The organism is Serratia sp. AR11 (assembly GCF_056376275.1).
The window spans coordinates 2643260-2662152 of sequence record NZ_CM150739.1 but is presented as its reverse complement, the minus strand read 5'-3'; the positions used below and the strand labels follow the sequence as shown (position 1 = coordinate 2662152).

Below are 18893 nucleotides of genomic sequence, written 5' to 3'. Positions count from 1 at the left end.
TAAATTCAGTCTTTTTTTCGGCCAATGGCAGAGAAAAGATTACACAGCTCACCCAGACCATAAATCGAGCCAAGCAGTACGGCTATCATTACCGGCACCAGGATCACCACGGTTGCCAAACTCTCAATCATTTCTAACATCGTCGTTTCCTGGTTTTAAACAGAGAACCCTCTTCCGAACCCGAGGTTTCCCCTTATTTATCTTGAGGTTATTTTTTTGGTTGGTTCCAATCTGTGATGCAGATCACACCACCATTTGGCTAATGTAACTGACACAGTTGCATTACCGCAATACAAAAAAATGCTCTCTCCCGGGGGCCAGAACACGTGCCTTTCCGTAGGGGCATCTTCAAGCAGCGAACAAGGGTATGCCCGGCAGCTTGGGTTAACTAAATCCTCAGCGTTATCCGTCAGCACCTCAATAAATACGATTAGCATTGTATTAATTCAAAATTTAATTTTATTTAACAGGCGGGCATTCTCTCTCCATCCAATTTTTTTTGGTGGGAATACATATTTTTAATTTCCACAAAAAGCAATTATAAGGAATCAACAGCAAGAATGAAGTAGTTGATGCCGTCCAGATTATGCAAAAATAATAGATGTAGCTTATAGCTACCTCACAAGCATTATTAAATTCAGATGTAAAACGTCGGATTGTTAAATTTTTGTTTCAGGGAGAGACTAATGAAATTAAAAGAAAAGAAACGTTTAGGGGCTTCAGCGATCAAAATTCCGCTCGTACATATGAATAGAATACAAGTAGTTAGCCGCCGCAATCGCCAGCAAAAGCATAAGCCAGGGATAATCACCAAACTGACATCCATGACCGTCAATCATCGGGCATCGACGTCACCGGTAAAAATGAAAAAAACGGCCATTCAATGGATGGAAAATTATGCCTGGCATGGCGTATTTATAATCAGTGGGTTATTTTGGCTGGCGGTTATGGGGTTTATTTGGTTTTTAACTTCACTGTAGAAACCGGTATGGTATTTCATCTCCAGTCTAACCAGATGAAATACCCTACGTATAAGTAACACGATTCTGTTTTATATTTACATCCATGTTTATCAGTCATGTGTAAATGTGTTGGATACATGTTGCACCACCGTGCCCATCCGCAACATCTTGCTGCTTTGCACCAGCACCTCACCCAGTATCCCCTGACCGAAAACCATAATGTGCGGATGAACCTTCGGATTTTTCACGGTTCCGCCTGATGACCGGTCTAGTCGCCGTACAAACTGGCGATTTAATCAACAACCCAGCGTATGACTGAAACGAGTTAAAATCTGGCCGCTCAAAATTAAGAATATTTACCTATTCTAATTTCCTGCGCAGGAATACATTCATCTCAACTTTTACCGGCCGATTAACCTGTGCTTTCTTTGTCGGTTAATTAGGCAATTTACCAGGAAACTCTTATGAACTTTAAACGTGCCGCAGGTGTGATGGTTGTTGTTATGGCAACTCTTTCAGTAACTGCATGTGGGAATATGTCTCACCGCGATCGCAACACCGCGATCGGTGCCGGCGTCGGTGCATTGGGTGGCGCAGTATTGACCGACGGTAGCACGCTGGGGACCTTGGGCGGCGCAGCGTTGGGCGGCATCATCGGTCACCAGACCAGTCGCTGATCCCAGCAGCAAAAAATATCAGTCTCAGATCGGTTATTATCTATTTAAAATAACCGATCTGAAATTCACACCATTCTATTACTTTTATCATCTGAGCTAAAAAATTAATATCCCCCACGTCATTTCATCCCAATAAAATAAAACCCACTTATAATAGAAACACTGGCACTACCGCCACCCACTCTCGTTTTCCAACGACGCCACGACAGATGTTGCTGCTGTTCTTACCCGGCCATTTTTATTTCTTGACTTACACAATCTCAGGATTATAGTTTTCAAATAAAATTTGAAACAAAGTTTCGCATTTGAAACTTTACCAAACTTAAAATAATAAACACTTAACTAAAACTTGTCTCATATATAAAACCCAGCGAGAAATTCCATTATTTCATGGCGGAATAGGCTCGTTTTTTAAAACGTCAACTTTCATCAGGGGAAAGTCATGCGCAAAGCCTTTATCGCATTTTTACTATTTTCACCAATGAGTTACGCTAACACCCTCACCCCCGCCAGTGAGAAGCCTGCCACGAAACCTGAGGCAAAAAAGAGTAGTCCGGCATTCCCGCATCTGCATTGGCAAAATGAGGAAAATAATAAAAACATTGATATCGGTGGTGCATTACGCGCCAACTATCGTTATGAAGACTGGGGCAGCAGTAATTACCGCAACCCACCCCACTTGCGTTTTGATACCTTTCGCATCGATGCCAGTGGCAATTATAATGACGCCTTCTTTGATTCCGGCTTTTGGTTTCAGGATCGCCGAAAATACGCCATCGACCGTGCCTATGTCGGCTATCACCTGAACGGGAATTCTGACCTGCAGCTGGGCGCACCTTTCAAACCCTTTGGTTTGCAGCCTTATCCCCAGTTCGGCTGGTCCTACGGCATCCCGTTTTATCTCGGTTTCGGGGTCAATAACGGGCTGGGTGCCAAATACCAATTCCATGACCAGGGTTGGGCGCTGGATGCCGCCTATTTCCCCCGCATGATGCCGGCAGGCGTGCGCTATGCACCGGAAGTGGGCAATTTCGACGATCTGAAAAATACCAACTACGGTTCGCAACATTTGCAAGCTAACGAGAAGCGCGACCAGGTGAACCTGCGCCTGGCGCGTGAATTCCATCAGGGTGACTGGAACAACGAACTCGGCGCTTCGCTGGCGGTTTCCCGGCTCTATAATCATGACACCGGGGATAATGGCACCTACTGGGCGACAGGTCTGCATGCTTTGGTGAACTACGATCCGTGGCATCTGTCGTCACAAGTAATCCGTTATTCTTATGACGCCAAGGGACCTGAGGGAGCCAACAACTCGGTAATCTTAATGGGCGGTAACGGCCTGACGCCTGCCTATTTAATTCCGGCGCAGGCCACCACGGCGTCAATCAACCTGGCGCGTGATGTCGAGGTGCCCTGGGGTCCGGTGAAAAAACTGCGTTTTTATAACGACTACAGCGTGCTGTGGAAGGATAAGGACGGCGGTTCTGATTCTAAAATGAATACCCTTGGGGTGCAGATCTTTGCCCTGCCGGTGATGGTGTGGGTTGATCTGACCTGGGCGCAAAACGCCAATCCCTGGGGCGGAGCCGAAAACGCCACCGGCTGGACCAGTACTCAGTCTTCCGGCAGCAATAAATGGTATTTCCGCACTAACCTGAACATTGGCTATTACTTCTGATCCTTTTCCCCCTCCAGCGAGGGGGAAAGATGGTGTTAGCCCTTAACCTGAGACACCACATTCAACGGTTGGGCATCGGGCAGGATATTCATATGTTCCAGAACCTGAGCCATGATTTTGCCAAACACCGGGCCGGCTACCGAACCACCGAAGTGTTTGCCGGCTTTCGGGTTATTAACCATTACCACCAGCGCTACCTGCGGATCGCTGGCCGGGGCGACACCGGCGGTGTAGTTGATGTAACCGCCGTCGTATTTGCCATTAGGCCCCATCTTCTCTGCGGTACCGGTTTTAATCGCCAACCGGTACCCCGGCACTGCGGCGCTGAGCCCGCTGCCGCCAGGCAAAGCATCGCTTTCCATCATATGCACCACGGTTTTTACCGTATCCTCCGGCAGAATGCGCTGCCCCATTACCGGTGGCGTGACTTTAGTTATCGACAATGGGCGATAAACGCCATAGGAACCGATGGTCGCATATTCACGCGCCATCTGTAACGGCGTTACCCGCAGGCCATAGCCGAAGGAGAAGGTCGCCCGTTCGATATCCGCCCAGCGCTCACGGTGCTGCGGCAGGTAGCCGCTGCTCTCGTTACCAATCCCCAGGTCAGTCGGCAGCCCCAGGCCAAAGCTTTTGTAAACGGCCGGCAACACGGTGGCAGGCAGTGCCAGCGCGATATGTGAAACGGCGATGTCACTGGATTTTTGCAGTACCCCGGTAATGGTCAGTTTCGACCAGTGGCCCACGTCCTTGATTAAATGACCATTGACCCGGTAAGGCGTGGTATCCAGCACGGTATCCGGTTTGATTAAGTGGTGTTCCAGCCCAACCATCACTACCACGGGTTTCACCGTGGAGCCTGGTTCGAAACTGTCGCTGCTGCATACGTTGCGAATATCTTTTGACGGCGTATCCGCATAGTTGTTTGGGTTAAATGACGGGTAGCTGGCCATGCCCAGCACCTCGCCGGTGTTCACCTTCACCAGCACGGCACAACCGGAGTCTGCCTGGTTGGCGACCACGCCGTCGCGGATCTGCGCATACAGCACGTACTGGATAAATTTGTCGATGCTCAGCGTGACGTTCGGCGGCGGCACAGGATCGACGTTCTTGATCACGCCAATCACCGCCCCGCTGCCATCCTTCTGGTATACGCGCAATCCGTTCTTGCCTTGCAGCAGGTGGTTAAAGCCCAGCTCGATGCCTTCAAGCCCCTGATTATCCTGTCCGACAATACCGATCAGCCCGGCGGCATCCTGGCTCATCGGATAAAAGCGGCTGAAGTCCTGCTCGGTGCTGACGCCGGTCAAATGCAGCTTGCTGATATAGCTGGCATTATCATCTTCAACCTTACGGGCCAGATAGACAAAACGCTTATGGGCGTTGGTCTGGATCTGCTTTTGCACCTCAGTCAGCGGCATTTTCAGCACGTTGGCCAGGCTCTGCCAACGTTCATTGGTGAGGTCGGTATGGCTATCGAGAATATGTTTGGGATCCAGCACGATATCGCGTGAAGACACGCTCACGGCCAGCGCTTCACCATTGCGATCGGTGATCATCCCCCGGTTGGTCGGCAACACCTGGGTGCGGATCGAACGCTGATCCGCCTGGTCAGTCAGTTGTTGATGCTCCAACAGTTGTAAATAGCCCACTCGAAACGCCAGCAGGAAAAAGCAAACCAGTATCCCGGCGCAAATCCAGCCAAAGCGAAGGGTTGAATAATTTTTACCGCTTTTTTTTATTAATGGCGCCACTGTTAACCCTGCGTTTTTATTAAGGTTATGTAATGATTTCAGTCTAACCTGACGAAAATCTTTAGAAGATTGCAGTTTGTAAGAAAGTAAAAACAAACGCGTTTACTGTTGCACATCCGCGCTGTCGTTTAACTCCGGTTTAACTTCCTGCCCTTGTTCAGGCTGCGGGGCGTTGGCCGGGTCAAATATATGGTCGAGGATCGCCCGCGCGGTCGGCCCTGCCACCACACCGTCGCCACCACCGTTTTCCAGAATCAGCGCCATCGCCACCCGTGGATTTTTATAGGGGGCAAACAGCGTATAGAAGATATGGTCACGCAGCCGCACCGGGATCATTTTGGCGTTATAGGTCTGATTCTCTTTCAGCCCAAACACCTGCGAAGTCCCGGACTTGGCGGCAATTTGGTACGGCGCGGTGTGGAACAGCTTGTAGCCGGTCCCGTTTGGCAGGTTGGCCATGCCATACATGCCGTTGCGCACAATGCCCCAATACGGCGATTTGGCATCGCCAATCTGCGCGGCCTGCTTCGGCGGTTGATAGAGGTTCACCTGGCGCCCCTGACGCATGGAATACAACAGATGAGGCGTCTTCACCTTGCCGTTATTGATAAGCGTGGTGAGTGCCTTCACCATCTGGATTGGCGTGGCGACCCAATAACCCTGGCCGATGCCCACCGAGATAGTGTCCCCCTGGTACCAGGTTTTTTTATGCACCCGCTGCTTCCATTCGCGGCTTGGCAAGACACCGCGATATTCTTCGTTAAGGTCAATTCCGGTAGCCTGGCCGTAACCAAACTTGCTCAGCCAGCTATGAATGCGGTCAATGCCCATTTCATAGGCCACCTGATAGAAGAAGGTATCGGCGGACTCTTCAATCGCCTTGGTCACGTTCAGCATCCCATGGCCGCTTTTTAACCAATCGCGATAGCGACGCTGGGTACCCGGCAACGTCCAGGTCGGTGCGCCAAAGAAGGTGGTATTGGGGGTGATCACCCCGGCGAACAGTGCAGAGGTCGCCATGTAGGGTTTCACTGTGGATGCCGGTGGGTACAGCCCCTGGGTTACGCGGTTTATCAGCGGCAAATCGGGGTTAGCCAACAGAGATTTATAGGCGGAGTAACTGATGCCCTTCACGAAAGGATTGGGATCGTAGCTGGGGCTGGAAACCATCGCCAGAATACCGCCGTCACGCGGGTCTTCAACCACCACTGCCGCTCGCTGCCCTTTGAGCACCGATTCGATATATTGCTGCAGCGGCAGATCGAGCGTCAGGTAAATGTTTTTGCCCGCCTGCGGCGGCTGCTCCTTCAGCAGACGTATCACCCGGCCGTGGTTATCCACCTCCACTTCCTGATAGCCGGTGGTGCCGTGCAGTTCAGACTCGTAATAAGCCTCAATGCCCTGCTTGCCGATATTGTGGTCGGCGGCATAGTTCTCACTCAGACCGGCTTTATCCAGCCGCTTCAAGTCACTATCATTGATTTTCGACACGTAACCCACCACGTGGGCCAGTTCGGCACCGTACGGATATTCCCGTTGCTGGTAGGTATCGATGGTTACCCCATCAAAGCGGTACTGATTGACCGCAAAGCGCGCCACCTCGGTCTCGGTCAGCCCGCTTTTCAGCGTCACCGGCTTGTAGCGACCGTTATGGTGCATATCATCGCGAAAGGCGGTGATATCTTCCGGGGTCAGATCGACAATCGGCGTCAGCTCTTGCAGCAACGCGGTCATGTTTTCGATTTTGCTGGGAATGATCTGGATTTGGTACAGCGTAATATTACGCACCAGCGGGGTGCCATTGCGGTCGAAGATCAGCCCACGACTCGGGGCAATCGGCACCATTTTAATGTCGTTCTGATTGGAGCGAGTTTGGTAGAACCCATGCTGTTTGACCTGTAATCGATACAGGTTGGCGACCAGCACGCCAAAACAGGCGACGACCAGCACCATTGCCACGCCGGCACGGCGAATAAACAGCATTTCCTCTGCGGAATGGTCACGAATTTTATCTTTTAATAGGGCCATGCGTGGCGAGTTACCTGTCAGACGTCACAATTTCCCAAGATAAATCAGGGCAGTGAAAAGTCGGCAAGCATAGCGTTATTGGCAAAGGCTCCCCATTAAAAGGTTGCTAATGAAATGGCATAAATGTTTCAGCATGTTGGAATGTTACCAAATGCCGATTTTTCTGCCGCTCAGGGATTGAGCCGTGATTTATGCCGGGCTACAATGTGACGCAGATCACACTAATTCATTTTTGCCCGCACGGCCCCCCGCCGACTGCGGCTTTTTCCAAGGACCATGTTCGATGAGTGCCATTGCCACAGGTTTTATCATGATGCGCTGGGAGTTACTGAGCGCCGTTATGATGTTTATGTCCAGCCAGCTAAACGTCGTTTGCCGCAAGACCAGCCGCAACGGCATGGCATTTATGTTCAGCAGCCTGGGGCTGTTCACCACCTGCTGGTTCGTCATGGGCCTGATGGGCATCAGTTTCAGCCAGGAAGGCTTTACGCAGTTCTGGTCCCACGCCTGGGATATGTATGTCGAAGTGGTCAGCAACACCCCCACCGACTGGCCACTGCCCTGAGCCAGAATGGAGAGGCAAGGCGTGACGCGTTTTGCCTGTCGTCTTTCTTGCGTTTGAACGTCGGTGGTAACATCCCGTTATTACCCAAAGGTTCATAAAATAAATAAAATATAAAGTAGCCGTCTGAAACGCATACCGGCTTATGCTGGCCCCAGACAACCTTGTCACACTGACGGGAAGGCAAACTTCCTGCTCACCTTTCCTGTTCCCCCCTTAATTAATCCAGAATCCGGCTTAATACTTAACCGATGACTGGCCTGGCTGATGGATAGCCATGCGCCGCCATCAGGATGCGTCATGATTTCTGCTTCTGCCCGTATTGCCGACAACAGCGTGATTGAGCCAGGCGTGATTATCGGTGCCCGCGTGAGTATCGGCCCTTTTTGCTTCATTTCCGCCGGGGTTGAGATAGGTGAAGGCACCACTATCGCCTCGCACACGGTGATTAATGGCCTGACGCGCATCGGCCGCGACAATGTTATCGGTCAGTTTTCCTCGATCGGCGAAGCCAGCCAGGATCTGAAATATGCCGGTGAGCCGACCACGCTGACCATTGGCGATCGCAATCGCATCGGCAAATACGCCACCCTGCATCGCGGTACGCTGCAAGGCTGCCAACGCACCGTCATCGGTCATGACAACGACCTGCGCGACAATGTGCATGTTGCCCATGACTGCATCATCGGTGACGGCGCTTACCTTGGCGATCACAGCGGCCTGGCGGGTCATGTTGAATTAGGCGATGCCGTCTGGGTCGGCGTTCGGTGCGCGGTACATCAGTTTTGCATTATCGGTGCCCATGCGCGATTAGCCGACGCCACCCTTCTGGTGCAGGACCTGCCTCCCTTTGTGCAGGCTGGCGGTCATCGCGCCAAACCTGATGGTCTGCATCTGGCTGCACCGGCTTTTCTGGCCGCCGATCCGCAACAGCAACGGGTGATTCACTCGCTGTATGACATGCTCTACCACCGGGCGATGCCGCTGGAGGAGGTTCGGCAGGAAGTGACTCACCTCAGCGTGGAATACCCGCTGCTGAGCCTGTTCCTCGACTTCTTCACGCGCTCGACGCGCGGCATTATCCGCTGAGCAACGTGGCCGCTATGCCACCTTATGGCAACGCACCGCTGAGCCACCCAGATTAACCCGCAAGTTTTGCGGTAGTTGGCAGCCTTCTCCGGCATAAGGGCAACGTTCGCGGAAGAAACACCCCTGCGGCAACTGGCGGTTGCCCGGCAGTTCGCCCTTGCGATCTTCAATCGTGCTGTCGGTCAATGAGCGCCCTGCGCGAGGCACCGAATCCAGCAGCAACCGGGTATAGGGATGCTGCGGCTGACTCAGTACCTGCGCGGTCGGGCCCAGTTCCACAATTTGCCCCAGATACATCACGGCGACACGGTCACTCATGTGCTGAATCACCGAGACGTTATGCGAAATCAGCACATAGGTCAGATTGCGTTGGCGCTGCAATTCCACCAATAAATTGAGGATCTGCGCCTGCACCGAGATATCCAGCGCCGAGGTCGGTTCATCCAACACAATGATATCCGGTTGCGAAGATAGCGCACGAGCAATGGAGATACGCTGCCGCTGTCCGCCGGAAAACTCGTGTGGCAAGCGGTCAATCGCCTCTGGCCGCAGGCCGACCTGTTGCGCCAGTTCCGCCGCCTGTGCCCGCCGCTGCACCACGCTGGTATGCTGCTGCACGTACACCGGTTCAGTAATAATGCGCCACACCGGCAGGCGGGGATCGAGCGACGACTGCGGATCCTGAAACACCATCTGCATACCACTGCCAAACCAGGATCCATCGTTGCGCGCCCGCAGCAGCTCACCGCTACTCGGTTTCAACAATCCCATCAGCAACTGCGCCAGCGTACTCTTGCCGCAGCCGGATTCGCCAACGATACCCAGGGTTTCCCCGCGCATGATGTTGAGATCCACCCCGTTGAGCGCGTGGACATACTCACGCGGCTTGCCACGCCAGTTATAACTGGCGGGAAAGCGTAGCCGCACGTCGCGCAGTTCCAGCAGCGCTTCAAGGTTCATTTCGCACCTCCAAATCAATAGACTGCGGATGCCAGCAGGCCACCCGCTGGGCCGGTTCTGCGGCTAAGGGCATTAGCGGCGGTGTTTGTCGGCACTGGCCGTCGGCGTGGCTGCAACGGTTGCTGAAGGCGCAGCCCGGCGGCAGCGCACTCAAATTAGGCACCGTGCCGGGAATGGCCCGCAGCAGGCTGCGCGGCTCGGCGCGTTCCGGTGCCGCCAGTAACAGCCCAATGGAATACGGGTGGCTTGGGTGTTCGATCACCCGCTCTGTAGTACCACTTTCAATCACGTGCCCGGCGTACATCACATACACCCGGTCGCAAAGCTGCGATACCACCGCCATATCATGGGTGATAAACAGCACCGCCGTGCCGCTGGCACGCGCTTTTTGTTGCAACAACCTCAGCACCTGGCGCTGCACCGTTACGTCCAGCGCGGTGGTCGGTTCATCGGCGATAATCAGCTCCGGCTCGCAGGAAAACGCCATGGCGATCAACACCCGCTGACGCATACCGCCGGACAGCTCGAACGGATAACGTTCCATCACGCGTTCCGCGTCGGCAATTTGCATCTCCTGTAAAAGTTGAATTGCCTTGTCACGCGCTGCCCGAGCCGAGAGCCGCTGATGCAGGCGGATCACTTCACACATCTGGCGACCAATCTTGCGCGTCGGATTCAGTGCGCTCATCGGTTCCTGGAAAATCATCGATACCCGCGCGCCGCGCAATTGACGCATTTGCCGCTCACTGGCATTGAGGACGTCGGTGCCCAGCATCTGCAGCGCTCCGCCGGTCACGCTGTAGCCGTCCTCCGCCAGCAGTCGCAGGGTCATCATCGCCGTCACCGACTTGCCGGAACCTGACTCACCCACCACGCCGACAATTTCGCCGGCCTTAACCTGCAGCGAAACGCGGTTAAGTGCCTTGACGCTGCCGCCGTAGACCGGGAATTCCAGTTGCAGCTCTTCGATAGATAAAACGGTAACTTCACTCATCAGCGCCCCCGGGTTTTAGGATCCAGCAGGTCGCGCAGACCGTCGCCGAACAGGTTAAAGCCGGTGGCGGTGATCAGGATCGCCGTACCGGGAAAGGCCGAATACCACCACTGGTCGAGCACATAGTTGCGCCCGTTGGCCACCATCGCCCCCCACTCGGCGGTCGGCTGTTGGGCACCCAGGCCGATAAAGCCCAGCGTGGCCGCCATCAGGATCGCCGTGCCAATATCCAGCGACGCCTGCACCACCAACGGCGGCATTACGTTACGCAGCACATGCCAACCGATCAGGTGCCAACGCGAGGCACCAAAGGTGCGTGCTGCCTGCATATAAGCCTGATGGCGTAGCGTTAAGGTTTGGCCACGCGCCAGCCGCACATAAAACGGAATGCGCACCACCGCGATAGCCAACATGGCATTGAACAGGCTGGGGCCGAGCGCCGCCGCCAGCGCCATGGTCAGCACCAGCGAAGGCACCGACAGCATAATATCCATGCAGCGCATAATCAGCGCATCCACCGTGCCGCCCATCACGCCGGAGAAGCAGCCAAGCAGCGAGCCAATGCCCCCCGCCAGCACCACCACCGCCAGCCCGGCGGCCACCGACTGACGGCTGCCGACCAGTACCCGGCTGAACAGATCGCGGCCTACTTCATCGGTACCGAACCAGTGTTCTGCCGAAGGCGGCAGCAGCCGTGCGGTAAGATCAATCGCATCCGGGTTGTGCGGTACCAGCCACGGCGAGAACAGCATCAGGAACAGTACGGCAATCATGATGGCGGCACCCAGCAGCGTCAGCGGGCTACGCCGCACGCGGTACCAGGCACGGCGCAGGCTGACAAAACGCAAGGCCGGTTGCGCCGCCGGCGGTTGTTCGATTTGAGTCATTGTCATTATCCCTCGCGCCCCATTCGCGGGTCGATCCACAGATAAAGCAGATCGACGATCAAATTCACCATCACGTAGGCGAAGGACACCACCACGGCAAACCCCATTACTGCCGGGAAGTCCAGCGCCTGAATGGAGTCCACCACATAGGCCCCCATACCCGGCCAGGCGAATACCGTTTCGGTCAGTACCGCGCCATACAGTAAATCCCCCAGCGCCAGCCCCAACACCGTCACTGAAGGGATCAGGGCGTTGGGCAGCGCATGCCCGAGCACCACGCGCCAATGCGAAAGGCCGTTGGCGCGCGCAGTGCGGATGTAGTCTTCTCCCAACTGTTCCAGCATCGCCGATCGAATTTGCCGCGCCACCACCCCGAGGTGAACAAAGGCCAGGGTCAGCGCCGGCAAAATCAGGTGCTGCAGGCTGTTCCAGAAGGCTTCGCCATTGCCGGTCAACAGGGAATCGAGCAGGTAGAAGCCGGTGATATGGGTCGGTGGATCCAGCCAGTCGTCCAGCCTGCCGCCGCCGGGTAACAGATTGAGTTGGCCGTAAAAAAGGATAATGACGCCCAGCCCCAGCCAGAATGCCGGGGTGGAGATACCGGTCACCGACAGTAACCGCACCAGATGATCGGGCCATTTATTGCGATAAACCGCCGATACCACGCCGAGCGGCACGCCCAGCGCGATTGCCAGCAACAAGGCGCAAAAAGCCAGTTCCAGCGTGGCGGGAAAGAAGGCACGTAGATCTTCCAGTACCGGTCGCCCGGTGCGAATGGAAGTTCCCAGATCGCCATGCAACAGATCCAGCACGTAGCGGCCAAATTGCACATATAACGGCTGATCCAACCCCAGCTGCTGGCGAATATGCTGGACAATTTCTTCGCTGGCGCGGTCACCGGCCAGTAACCGCGCCGGATCGCCGGGGATCAGGTGAGAAATGGTAAAGGTGATAACGCACACCCCGAACATCACCAGCACCAACCCCCAGCAACGCTGACGGATAAGGCTCCAAACGTTCATAGCGATTTCCCATGGTGCAGGGGCAGCCAAAAGGCTGCCCGAAGAAGATTACTTGCTCATCTGCCCAACGTTGAACACCTGCTCCAGCATCGGGTTATATACAAAGCCCTTCACCTCTTTGTTCATCGCCACCTGATAGTTTTTCTGGAACAGATAAACATAAGCCGCCTGGTCGATGACAATTTTCTGCGCCGCCTGGTAATCGGCAGTACGCACCTGCTGATCGGACACCGCTACCGCTTTCTTCAGCAGCGCGTCCACCTGCGGATCGCTGTAGAACGAACGGTTGCCCGGTAGTCCTTTCTTGTCGGATTCGAACCAGTAGTTCATGAACATGTAGGGGTCGGCGAAGTCCGGGCTCCAGTTGCCGATGGCGATGTCGTAGTTACCCTGGCCGATACGGTCACGCATGGTGGCGTTGGCCAGTTTCTCCAGCTTGACGTTGATGCCCACCGTCGCCAGGCTGGCCTGTACCGACAGCGCTATCGCCTCCCAGTTGGGGTCGCTTACCGAATACAGGAAATTGAGCGAAGCCGGTTTGTCCTTCACCGCCGCCAGTGCTGCTTTGGCCTTGTCCGCATTCTGGCTATATTGCTGCGCGGTGGCGTCGTATCCCCACATGCCTTCCGGGATCGGGCCACGCATCTGTTTGCCGTTGCCGCCGAGAATGCCCTTCACCATGCCCTGGTAATCCACCGCGTAGGAAATGGCGCGGCGCAGATCAACCTGATTCAGCGGCGCTTTGCCGTTGTTGAGATATAAGTAGGTCACCCGCAGCGACGGATACTCATTGACCGCCACCTTGTTTTCGCTCTTCAACGCCGTAAGCTGGTCGATCGGCAAGGATTCGGCAATATCCAGGTCACCACGGGTCAGTTGCAAACGACGGGTGGCGCTTTCGCCGATGATTTTCACCGTTACCCGCTTAAAGGCCGGTTTGGCACCGCTGTAATGCGGATTCGGTACCAGCACCAACTGCTGGCCTTTTTGCCAACGGTCCAATTTGTACGGGCCGGAACCGGCGCTGTGGTTCGCCAGCCAGGCTTTACCTTCGTCCGCCGGATTAGCCTTGGCGATGGCCGGGTTAACAATACCGGCCCCGTCGTTGGCCAGGGTGTACAGGAACGGTGCAAACGGGGTTTTCAGGGTGAACCGCACGGTTAGCGGATCCACTGCCGTCACCTGCAAGTCTTTCGGGAAAGCTTCGGAAGGCCCCTGACCAATTTTCATCAGGCGTTCGAACGACCACCTCACCGCCTCGGCATTAACATCCGTACCGTCATCAAACTTGTTGCCGGGTTTGAGCTTAAAGGTCCACACCAGCTGATCGTCAGAAGCCGTCCAGCTTTCTGCCAGCTCGCCCTCCACCTGAGTCGAGCCTTTGCCGCCCTCGGTTTTGTACTGCACCAGTCGTTGGTAGGCCGGATAGGTCACCGTCCAGTCGTTGTTATCTATGGTCACCGCCGGATCCAGCGTTTGCGGGTCGGCCGCCTTGCCAATCACCAGCATGTCTTTGGGTACAGCGGCCTGCGCCTGCCCCATTACCGCCATGCCCAACGTCACTGCAGCCGCCAGAGCGGCGTATTTGATCTGATTCATAAACAAAGCTCCTGATGCGTTGAATGTGTGTTGTTTTAATCGTAAGAAAAACAGCCGAAGCGATCGGCCAAAAGCGGATACTCGCCCGCGTTGGGCAGCTCAAAATGCCACCATTCGCTGGCGATAGCGCGAAAACCTCCGGCGGCCATCACCGCATTCAGCAGCAGCCGGTTGCGCTGCACCTCCGGAGGGAAGTCAGGGTAAAACGGGTGGGATCTTTCGCTCATCTCATCAAAGGCGGTGCCCATGTCCAGCGCCACACCGGCGGCATCCAGCAGCGTCACGTCAATCGCCACGCCCCGGCTGTGGTGCGAACCGGTTAGCGTGCTGGTGACATATTGCGGATCCGGACACGCCTGCCACAACAATGCCTGCGCCTGCTGTGGCCGATAAGCGTCGAACACCAGCAAGGAAAAACCGGCCAGCCGCGCCGCCAGCAAACAGCGCCCTAATCCCTGCACCGCGTCGGGATGCAGCAGGCAGCGACTCTCAAGATAAATCGCCCGGCCGGTCAGGTTGTCGGCGCTGGCGTATTTCAAGTCGATAGGCAACTCGGGAAAGGCTTCGGCCAAATCGACTAACGTTACATTGTCACTCATTGCGTTTTCCCATAGTGATTAAATAGTGATTAAGATTCAAATTGCCCCAGCTCTTTTTGCAGCATGCGGTTATTGGCCAGCCGTTGCTCCACCGCCGCGCCGCCCTGTTCCAGCACCGAAGACAGCAGCAGATTGAACAGACAGCTCAGCGGTGCCAGTGAGTCCCAAAACTGGCCGGTGTCGGTTTTCACCTGCAGCAGATCAATCGGGTAATCCCTTGCCCACGGGCAGTAAATATCGGTGATCAGCGCCAGCCGCAGCCCGCGCGCACAGGCGGCCTGACAATATTTTTGGGCGATAGTGGAATAGGCGCGGGTGTCGGTCAGCACCAGATAAGGCGCGCTGAATTCCGAATTGAGTGATTCCACATAGGTGCCGGACAGTCCGTCGGCGTAATAGACTTTGGGCCGCAGATATTCCAGATGGCTGTAGAAGGCGTTGGCGATGCCGCGCGTGGATTGAATACCGACCACGAACACCGCTTCCGCCTGCGCCAACTGTCGGCTGACCTGGGCAAAGGCATCACCGCCGGCCAATTGGTAAACATGCTCGACAGCCTCCAGCTCCAGCGTTAACGACTGGCGCAGTTTTTGCGGCTGTGGCTGTTCGCGCCGTTGGCGATAAGCGCCCAGGCGGTCGGTCACGCCCCAGGGCTGATACAGCGCCGTCCCCTGTTCACGCAGCGTGCGTTTCAAATCGTCAAGATTGCGGTAACCCAGACTACGCAGGTACCGTCCCACAGAGATGCCGCTGGTGGCGGTGCTGCGGGCGATGCTGTCTGCCGTTTCAAACGGTACCTGCGCCAAGTTGGCCAGCAGATATCCGGCGATACGTTTCCCGGTCGGGGTCTGTACCGCAAATGACGCTTCTATTTGTGCGATCACATCTGGATGCTCAGCCATAGTTCGCCCGTTGTTGTTGAGTTGTCATTACGCCACCCTTTGTTACTCAGGTAACAAAGACTGATGATGACAATGCATGGCCCGTGCCAATGGCGAACTGCTGGGGGAAAATTATCGCATGGCGGCGTATGGCGCTGCAGAAACGGTAGCGCATGCGGTTACAACATAGTCATCAGTTGATAACTATTGCACAACAATTGGGCAATGCATCTGGCAATGCACCGCCGTGAACCCTTAATTTCAATTTTATGACCAGGCTTGCGAAACCAGTGCAAAAGTCTGTGCAAGATGGCAATCCGGTCTATGAGGTGTACCACGAACCATGATGGTGGGCGTATCCACGCAAGGCAGGCCGCGCTGGTTCAGCCATTCGCCAAGACCAGTGGTCAGCGGCGTATCTACCCGCACGAACTGGCCGCTGCAGGGGTGGCATAAGGCATCAATCAGGATAACCGCGTCGGCAAGTTCAGGCGCCACCACCGGGCCGATCATGCTGCCATGGCCAAAACGACGGCGCAAAGCAAAACCGACGGCCATCCCGTGGCGTTCCAGCACCAGCGCCTGCTCGGCGCTTGCCAGTATCTCCGCCAACAATGGCTGACGTCGCAGGCCACTGGCGGCAAAATCCAGCTCACTCAGTAAGGCAATATCCGATGCTAATGCCGGGCGCAGGAGTAAACCTTCCGGTAAAGGCTGGGCATTGCGCATTGGCAACTCCCGGCATTGATGTTGCGCCAACGTCCCTTGTTCGATAAACCCCAATTGCCGATACAGCGGTTTTCCCTGTTCAGTCGCTACCAAATGAATCTGATAAGGCGTCAATGGTGCCATCAGCTGCTGCAACATGGCCCTGGCGATACCTTGCCCGCGCTGCTGCTCGGCAACAATCACCAACCCCAGCGTGGCACGCTGTTCACCCCACAGCCAGCGCAGCGCACAGCCCACCACCTGCCCTTCGGCCTCGGCTATCACACCGGCACCCAACGACCACGCCTGCTGCCAATCCTCCAGCCGGTGGGGCCACTGTATCTGTTGCGACAGTTCGAACGCGGCCAGAAGATCCGTGTCGATCATTGGGCGCAGAATAATGCTCGGTTTTTCCTGGGGCACCTTTACCTCCTGATTCATTTAGCGGCGAAAATCGCCCTGTCACAAAGTAGCAAATTCGGTTGTGTCTGGCACATTGCTTATGGTCTTAATATGGACTAAATTTGACACATTCGTTCAGCGAGGAGAGCAGTATGAAAGTTGAAACCATTAGCTATGTAAAGAAACACGCCGCCGCGCTCGATTTGTCTGAACCTATTTTGGTTACGCAAAATGGCACACCGGCTTATGTGATCGAGTCTTATGAAGAGCGCAAACAACGGGATGACGCTATTGCCTTGCTTAAATTGCTAACGCTGTCTGAAAAAGACAAAAAAGAAGGGAAGGTTTATACCCGCGACCAGTTACTGGCTGATATAGATAACTAATGCGGTAAAAAGGAGATGTCGCATGAAGGAACAGCTTGATATTGAGTATACCGCAACGGCAAAAAGCACCCTGGTCGAGATTATCCGTCATCTTAAAGCCAATAATGTCCCTCCGATGCCTGTCGTGGGCGAGATCATCACCGCGTTTGAAGCAAGGGTAAGTCAGTTCTCAACCGGTTGTCAGATATGCCCTGAACTTTTAAAGATTGGCTGCGATAAATACCGTGAATGTAATACGGTAAATGGTTATCGCGTCATCTATTCGCTCGAAGATTCACTCATTACCGTGCACGCTTTTCTTGCACAAAAGCAGGATATTCAGCAAATATTATTTAATCGACTGATAGCCCCCTAAGCCCCACCGCCCGGCACCTTTTACGTTTGTTCACCGATTTCGCCCAGCAACACCTGATAACCGGTGTTATTATTACTCTGCTCAATAAACTCCTCCCAATTCAAAGTGGTACGACAAGCTGATGGAAGCGTGGAAACTCAATCTGATCTCGGTCTGGCTCGGCTGTTTCTTTACCGGGCTGGCGATGAGCCAAATCCTGCCTTTTCTACCGCTGTACGTCGAACAGCTCGGCGTCAGTGGCCACCAGTCGCTGAGTATCTGGTCCGGACTGGTGTTCAGCGGCACTTTTTTGGTCTCAGCGCTGGTATCACCGCTGTGGGGCAGCCTGGCTGACCGCAAGGGCCGCAAGCTCATGCTGTTGCGTGCTTCGCTGGGGATGGCGGTCGTGATTGCGCTGCAAGGCATGGTCACCAACGTTTACCAGCTGTTTGCACTGCGTGCCTTGATGGGGCTGACCTCCGGCTATATCCCCAATGCCATGGCGTTGGTCGCTTCGCAGGTACCGCGTGATAAAAGCGGCTGGGCTTTGGGCACTTTGTCTACCGGCCCGGTGACCGGGGTGATCGTTGGCCCACTATTGGGTGGCCTGATGGCCGACCATCTGGGGCTGCGCGTGGTGTTCTTCGTCACCGCCGTGCTGATGTTTGTCAGTTTCCTGATTACCCTGCTCCTGATAAAAGAACGCCATATCGAGGTAAAAAAAGCCGATCGATTAAGCGGTAAAGCGGTATTCCAGTCGCTGCCCTATCCGGCGCTGATTGTGACCTTGTTTGTCAGCACTCTGATGATCCAATTGGCCAACTCATCGATCAGTCCGATACTGACGCTGTTTATCAAGGATTTGTCCGGTGATAGTGGCAATCTGGCCTTTATTAGCGGCATGATCGCCGCCGTTCCTGGCGTTGCCGCATTGATGTCTGCCCCGCGTCTCGGCCGGCTTGGCGACCGTATCGGCACCGCACGCATTTTGTTGGCCGCATTGGGATTGACTACGGTGCTATTTGCCATCATGGCCTGGGTGGAAACGCCGCTCCAGTTGGGGATCCTGCGTTTTCTGTTGGGGTTTGCCGATGGTGCCTTGATGCCTGCCGTGCAGACGCTGCTGCTGAAGTACTCTTCCGATCAGGTCACCGGACGCATCTTCGGCTATAACCAGTCGTTTATGTATCTCGGTAACGTGGTGGGTCCGCTGATTGGTTCTGGCGTTTCGGCGCTGATGGGCTTCCGCTGGGTGTTTGTGGTCACGGCGGTGCTGGTGCTGATTAACTGCCTGCAACTGCGCAGCCAGTTTAACAAGGTCGAAGCGAAGTCCTCTCCCTCCGGCCAAGAGGGAGAGCGTTGATTAAT

At 54.8% G+C, this 18893-nt stretch carries 19 protein-coding genes; 8 read left to right on the top strand and 11 right to left on the bottom strand.

The window, feature by feature from the left end:
* Positions 1-5: 5 nt before the first annotated feature.
* A complete protein-coding gene (locus ACSOSI_RS12675) occupies positions 6-140 on the bottom strand; it encodes an AcrZ family multidrug efflux pump-associated protein (protein WP_017892788.1) in 135 nt (44 codons plus the stop codon).
* A 546-nt stretch (positions 141-686) separates the two neighbouring features.
* Here ACSOSI_RS12675 and ACSOSI_RS12670 point away from each other — a divergent pair.
* From ACSOSI_RS12670 to ACSOSI_RS12660, 3 genes are all read left to right on the top strand, one after another.
* Complete coding sequence (locus ACSOSI_RS12670) at positions 687-980, top strand: hypothetical protein (RefSeq protein ID WP_476707197.1); 294 nt, start codon at positions 687-689, stop codon at positions 978-980.
* Between the two features lie 446 nt (positions 981-1426).
* Positions 1427-1639 carry an osmotically-inducible lipoprotein OsmB gene (gene osmB, locus ACSOSI_RS12665; RefSeq protein WP_017892786.1) on the top strand — a complete coding sequence of 71 codons (213 nt, stop codon included), beginning with the start codon at positions 1427-1429 and terminating at the stop codon, positions 1637-1639.
* Positions 1640-2081: 442 nt separating this feature from the next.
* Positions 2082-3320, top strand: a complete 1239-nt coding sequence (locus ACSOSI_RS12660) for a hypothetical protein (protein ID WP_476707196.1) — start codon at positions 2082-2084, stop codon at positions 3318-3320.
* Between the two features lie 35 nt (positions 3321-3355).
* On the opposite strand, the gene ACSOSI_RS12655 is transcribed toward ACSOSI_RS12660, so the two are convergent.
* Complete coding sequence (locus ACSOSI_RS12655) at positions 3356-5074, bottom strand: penicillin-binding transpeptidase domain-containing protein (protein WP_261278417.1); 1719 nt, start codon at positions 5072-5074, stop codon at positions 3356-3358.
* 102 nt (positions 5075-5176) lie between these two features.
* Complete coding sequence (gene mrdA, locus ACSOSI_RS12650; protein WP_476707195.1) at positions 5177-7102, bottom strand: penicillin-binding protein 2; 1926 nt, start codon at positions 7100-7102, stop codon at positions 5177-5179.
* A 283-nt stretch (positions 7103-7385) separates the two neighbouring features.
* On the opposite strand from mrdA, the gene ACSOSI_RS12645 reads away from it, so the two are divergent.
* Complete coding sequence (locus tag ACSOSI_RS12645; protein WP_012145083.1) at positions 7386-7667, top strand: YjcB family protein; 282 nt, start codon at positions 7386-7388, stop codon at positions 7665-7667.
* Positions 7668-7964: 297 nt separating this feature from the next.
* Positions 7965-8753 (top strand): acyl-ACP--UDP-N-acetylglucosamine O-acyltransferase, encoded by a 789-nt coding sequence (gene lpxA, locus ACSOSI_RS12640; RefSeq protein ID WP_261407972.1) that lies wholly within the window; start codon positions 7965-7967, stop codon positions 8751-8753.
* 12 nt (positions 8754-8765) lie between these two features.
* Here the strand turns inward: lpxA and ACSOSI_RS12635 are convergent, their stop codons facing one another.
* The 8 genes from ACSOSI_RS12635 to ACSOSI_RS12600 all read right to left on the bottom strand — a co-directional run bounded on the left by ACSOSI_RS12635 (position 8766) and on the right by ACSOSI_RS12600 (position 16826).
* Positions 8766-9713: an oligopeptide/dipeptide ABC transporter ATP-binding protein gene (locus tag ACSOSI_RS12635; RefSeq protein WP_476707194.1), complete on the bottom strand. Its 948-nt coding sequence runs from the start codon at positions 9711-9713 to the stop codon at positions 8766-8768.
* Complete coding sequence (locus ACSOSI_RS12630; RefSeq protein ID WP_012145078.1) at positions 9703-10707, bottom strand: ABC transporter ATP-binding protein; 1005 nt, start codon at positions 10705-10707, stop codon at positions 9703-9705. The genes ACSOSI_RS12635 and ACSOSI_RS12630 overlap by 11 nt, the downstream gene beginning before the upstream one ends.
* Positions 10707-11594: a D,D-dipeptide ABC transporter permease gene (gene ddpC, locus ACSOSI_RS12625; protein ID WP_012145077.1), complete on the bottom strand. Its 888-nt coding sequence runs from the start codon at positions 11592-11594 to the stop codon at positions 10707-10709. Before ddpC ends, ACSOSI_RS12630 begins: the two co-directional genes overlap by 1 nt.
* Positions 11595-11599: 5 nt before the next feature.
* Positions 11600-12616, bottom strand: a complete 1017-nt coding sequence (locus ACSOSI_RS12620) for an ABC transporter permease (protein ID WP_012145076.1) — start codon at positions 12614-12616, stop codon at positions 11600-11602.
* Between the two features lie 48 nt (positions 12617-12664).
* Positions 12665-14215, bottom strand: a complete 1551-nt coding sequence (locus tag ACSOSI_RS12615; RefSeq protein WP_476707193.1) for an ABC transporter substrate-binding protein — start codon at positions 14213-14215, stop codon at positions 12665-12667.
* A 35-nt stretch (positions 14216-14250) separates the two neighbouring features.
* Entirely contained in the window at positions 14251-14814 is a 564-nt protein-coding gene (ddpX, locus tag ACSOSI_RS12610; RefSeq protein ID WP_115184712.1) for a D-alanyl-D-alanine dipeptidase, read from the bottom strand.
* 29 nt (positions 14815-14843) lie between these two features.
* Positions 14844-15716 carry a MurR/RpiR family transcriptional regulator gene (locus ACSOSI_RS12605; protein ID WP_112362702.1) on the bottom strand — a complete coding sequence of 291 codons (873 nt, stop codon included), beginning with the start codon at positions 15714-15716 and terminating at the stop codon, positions 14844-14846.
* Between the two features lie 246 nt (positions 15717-15962).
* On the bottom strand, positions 15963-16826 hold the full coding sequence (locus tag ACSOSI_RS12600) for a GNAT family N-acetyltransferase (RefSeq protein ID WP_419245718.1): 864 nt from the start codon (positions 16824-16826) through the stop codon (positions 15963-15965).
* Between the two features lie 131 nt (positions 16827-16957).
* Between ACSOSI_RS12600 and ACSOSI_RS12595 the strand changes: the two genes are divergently transcribed.
* The 3 genes from ACSOSI_RS12595 to ACSOSI_RS12585 all read left to right on the top strand — a co-directional run bounded on the left by ACSOSI_RS12595 (position 16958) and on the right by ACSOSI_RS12585 (position 18888).
* On the top strand, positions 16958-17191 hold the full coding sequence (locus ACSOSI_RS12595; protein ID WP_012145071.1) for a type II toxin-antitoxin system Phd/YefM family antitoxin: 234 nt from the start codon (positions 16958-16960) through the stop codon (positions 17189-17191).
* 22 nt (positions 17192-17213) lie between these two features.
* Complete coding sequence (locus tag ACSOSI_RS12590; protein WP_112362704.1) at positions 17214-17546, top strand: type II toxin-antitoxin system RelE/ParE family toxin; 333 nt, start codon at positions 17214-17216, stop codon at positions 17544-17546.
* A gap of 121 nt (positions 17547-17667) precedes the next feature.
* Positions 17668-18888 carry a multidrug efflux MFS transporter gene (locus ACSOSI_RS12585; RefSeq protein WP_476707192.1) on the top strand — a complete coding sequence of 407 codons (1221 nt, stop codon included), beginning with the start codon at positions 17668-17670 and terminating at the stop codon, positions 18886-18888.
* Positions 18889-18893: the final 5 nt, after the last annotated feature.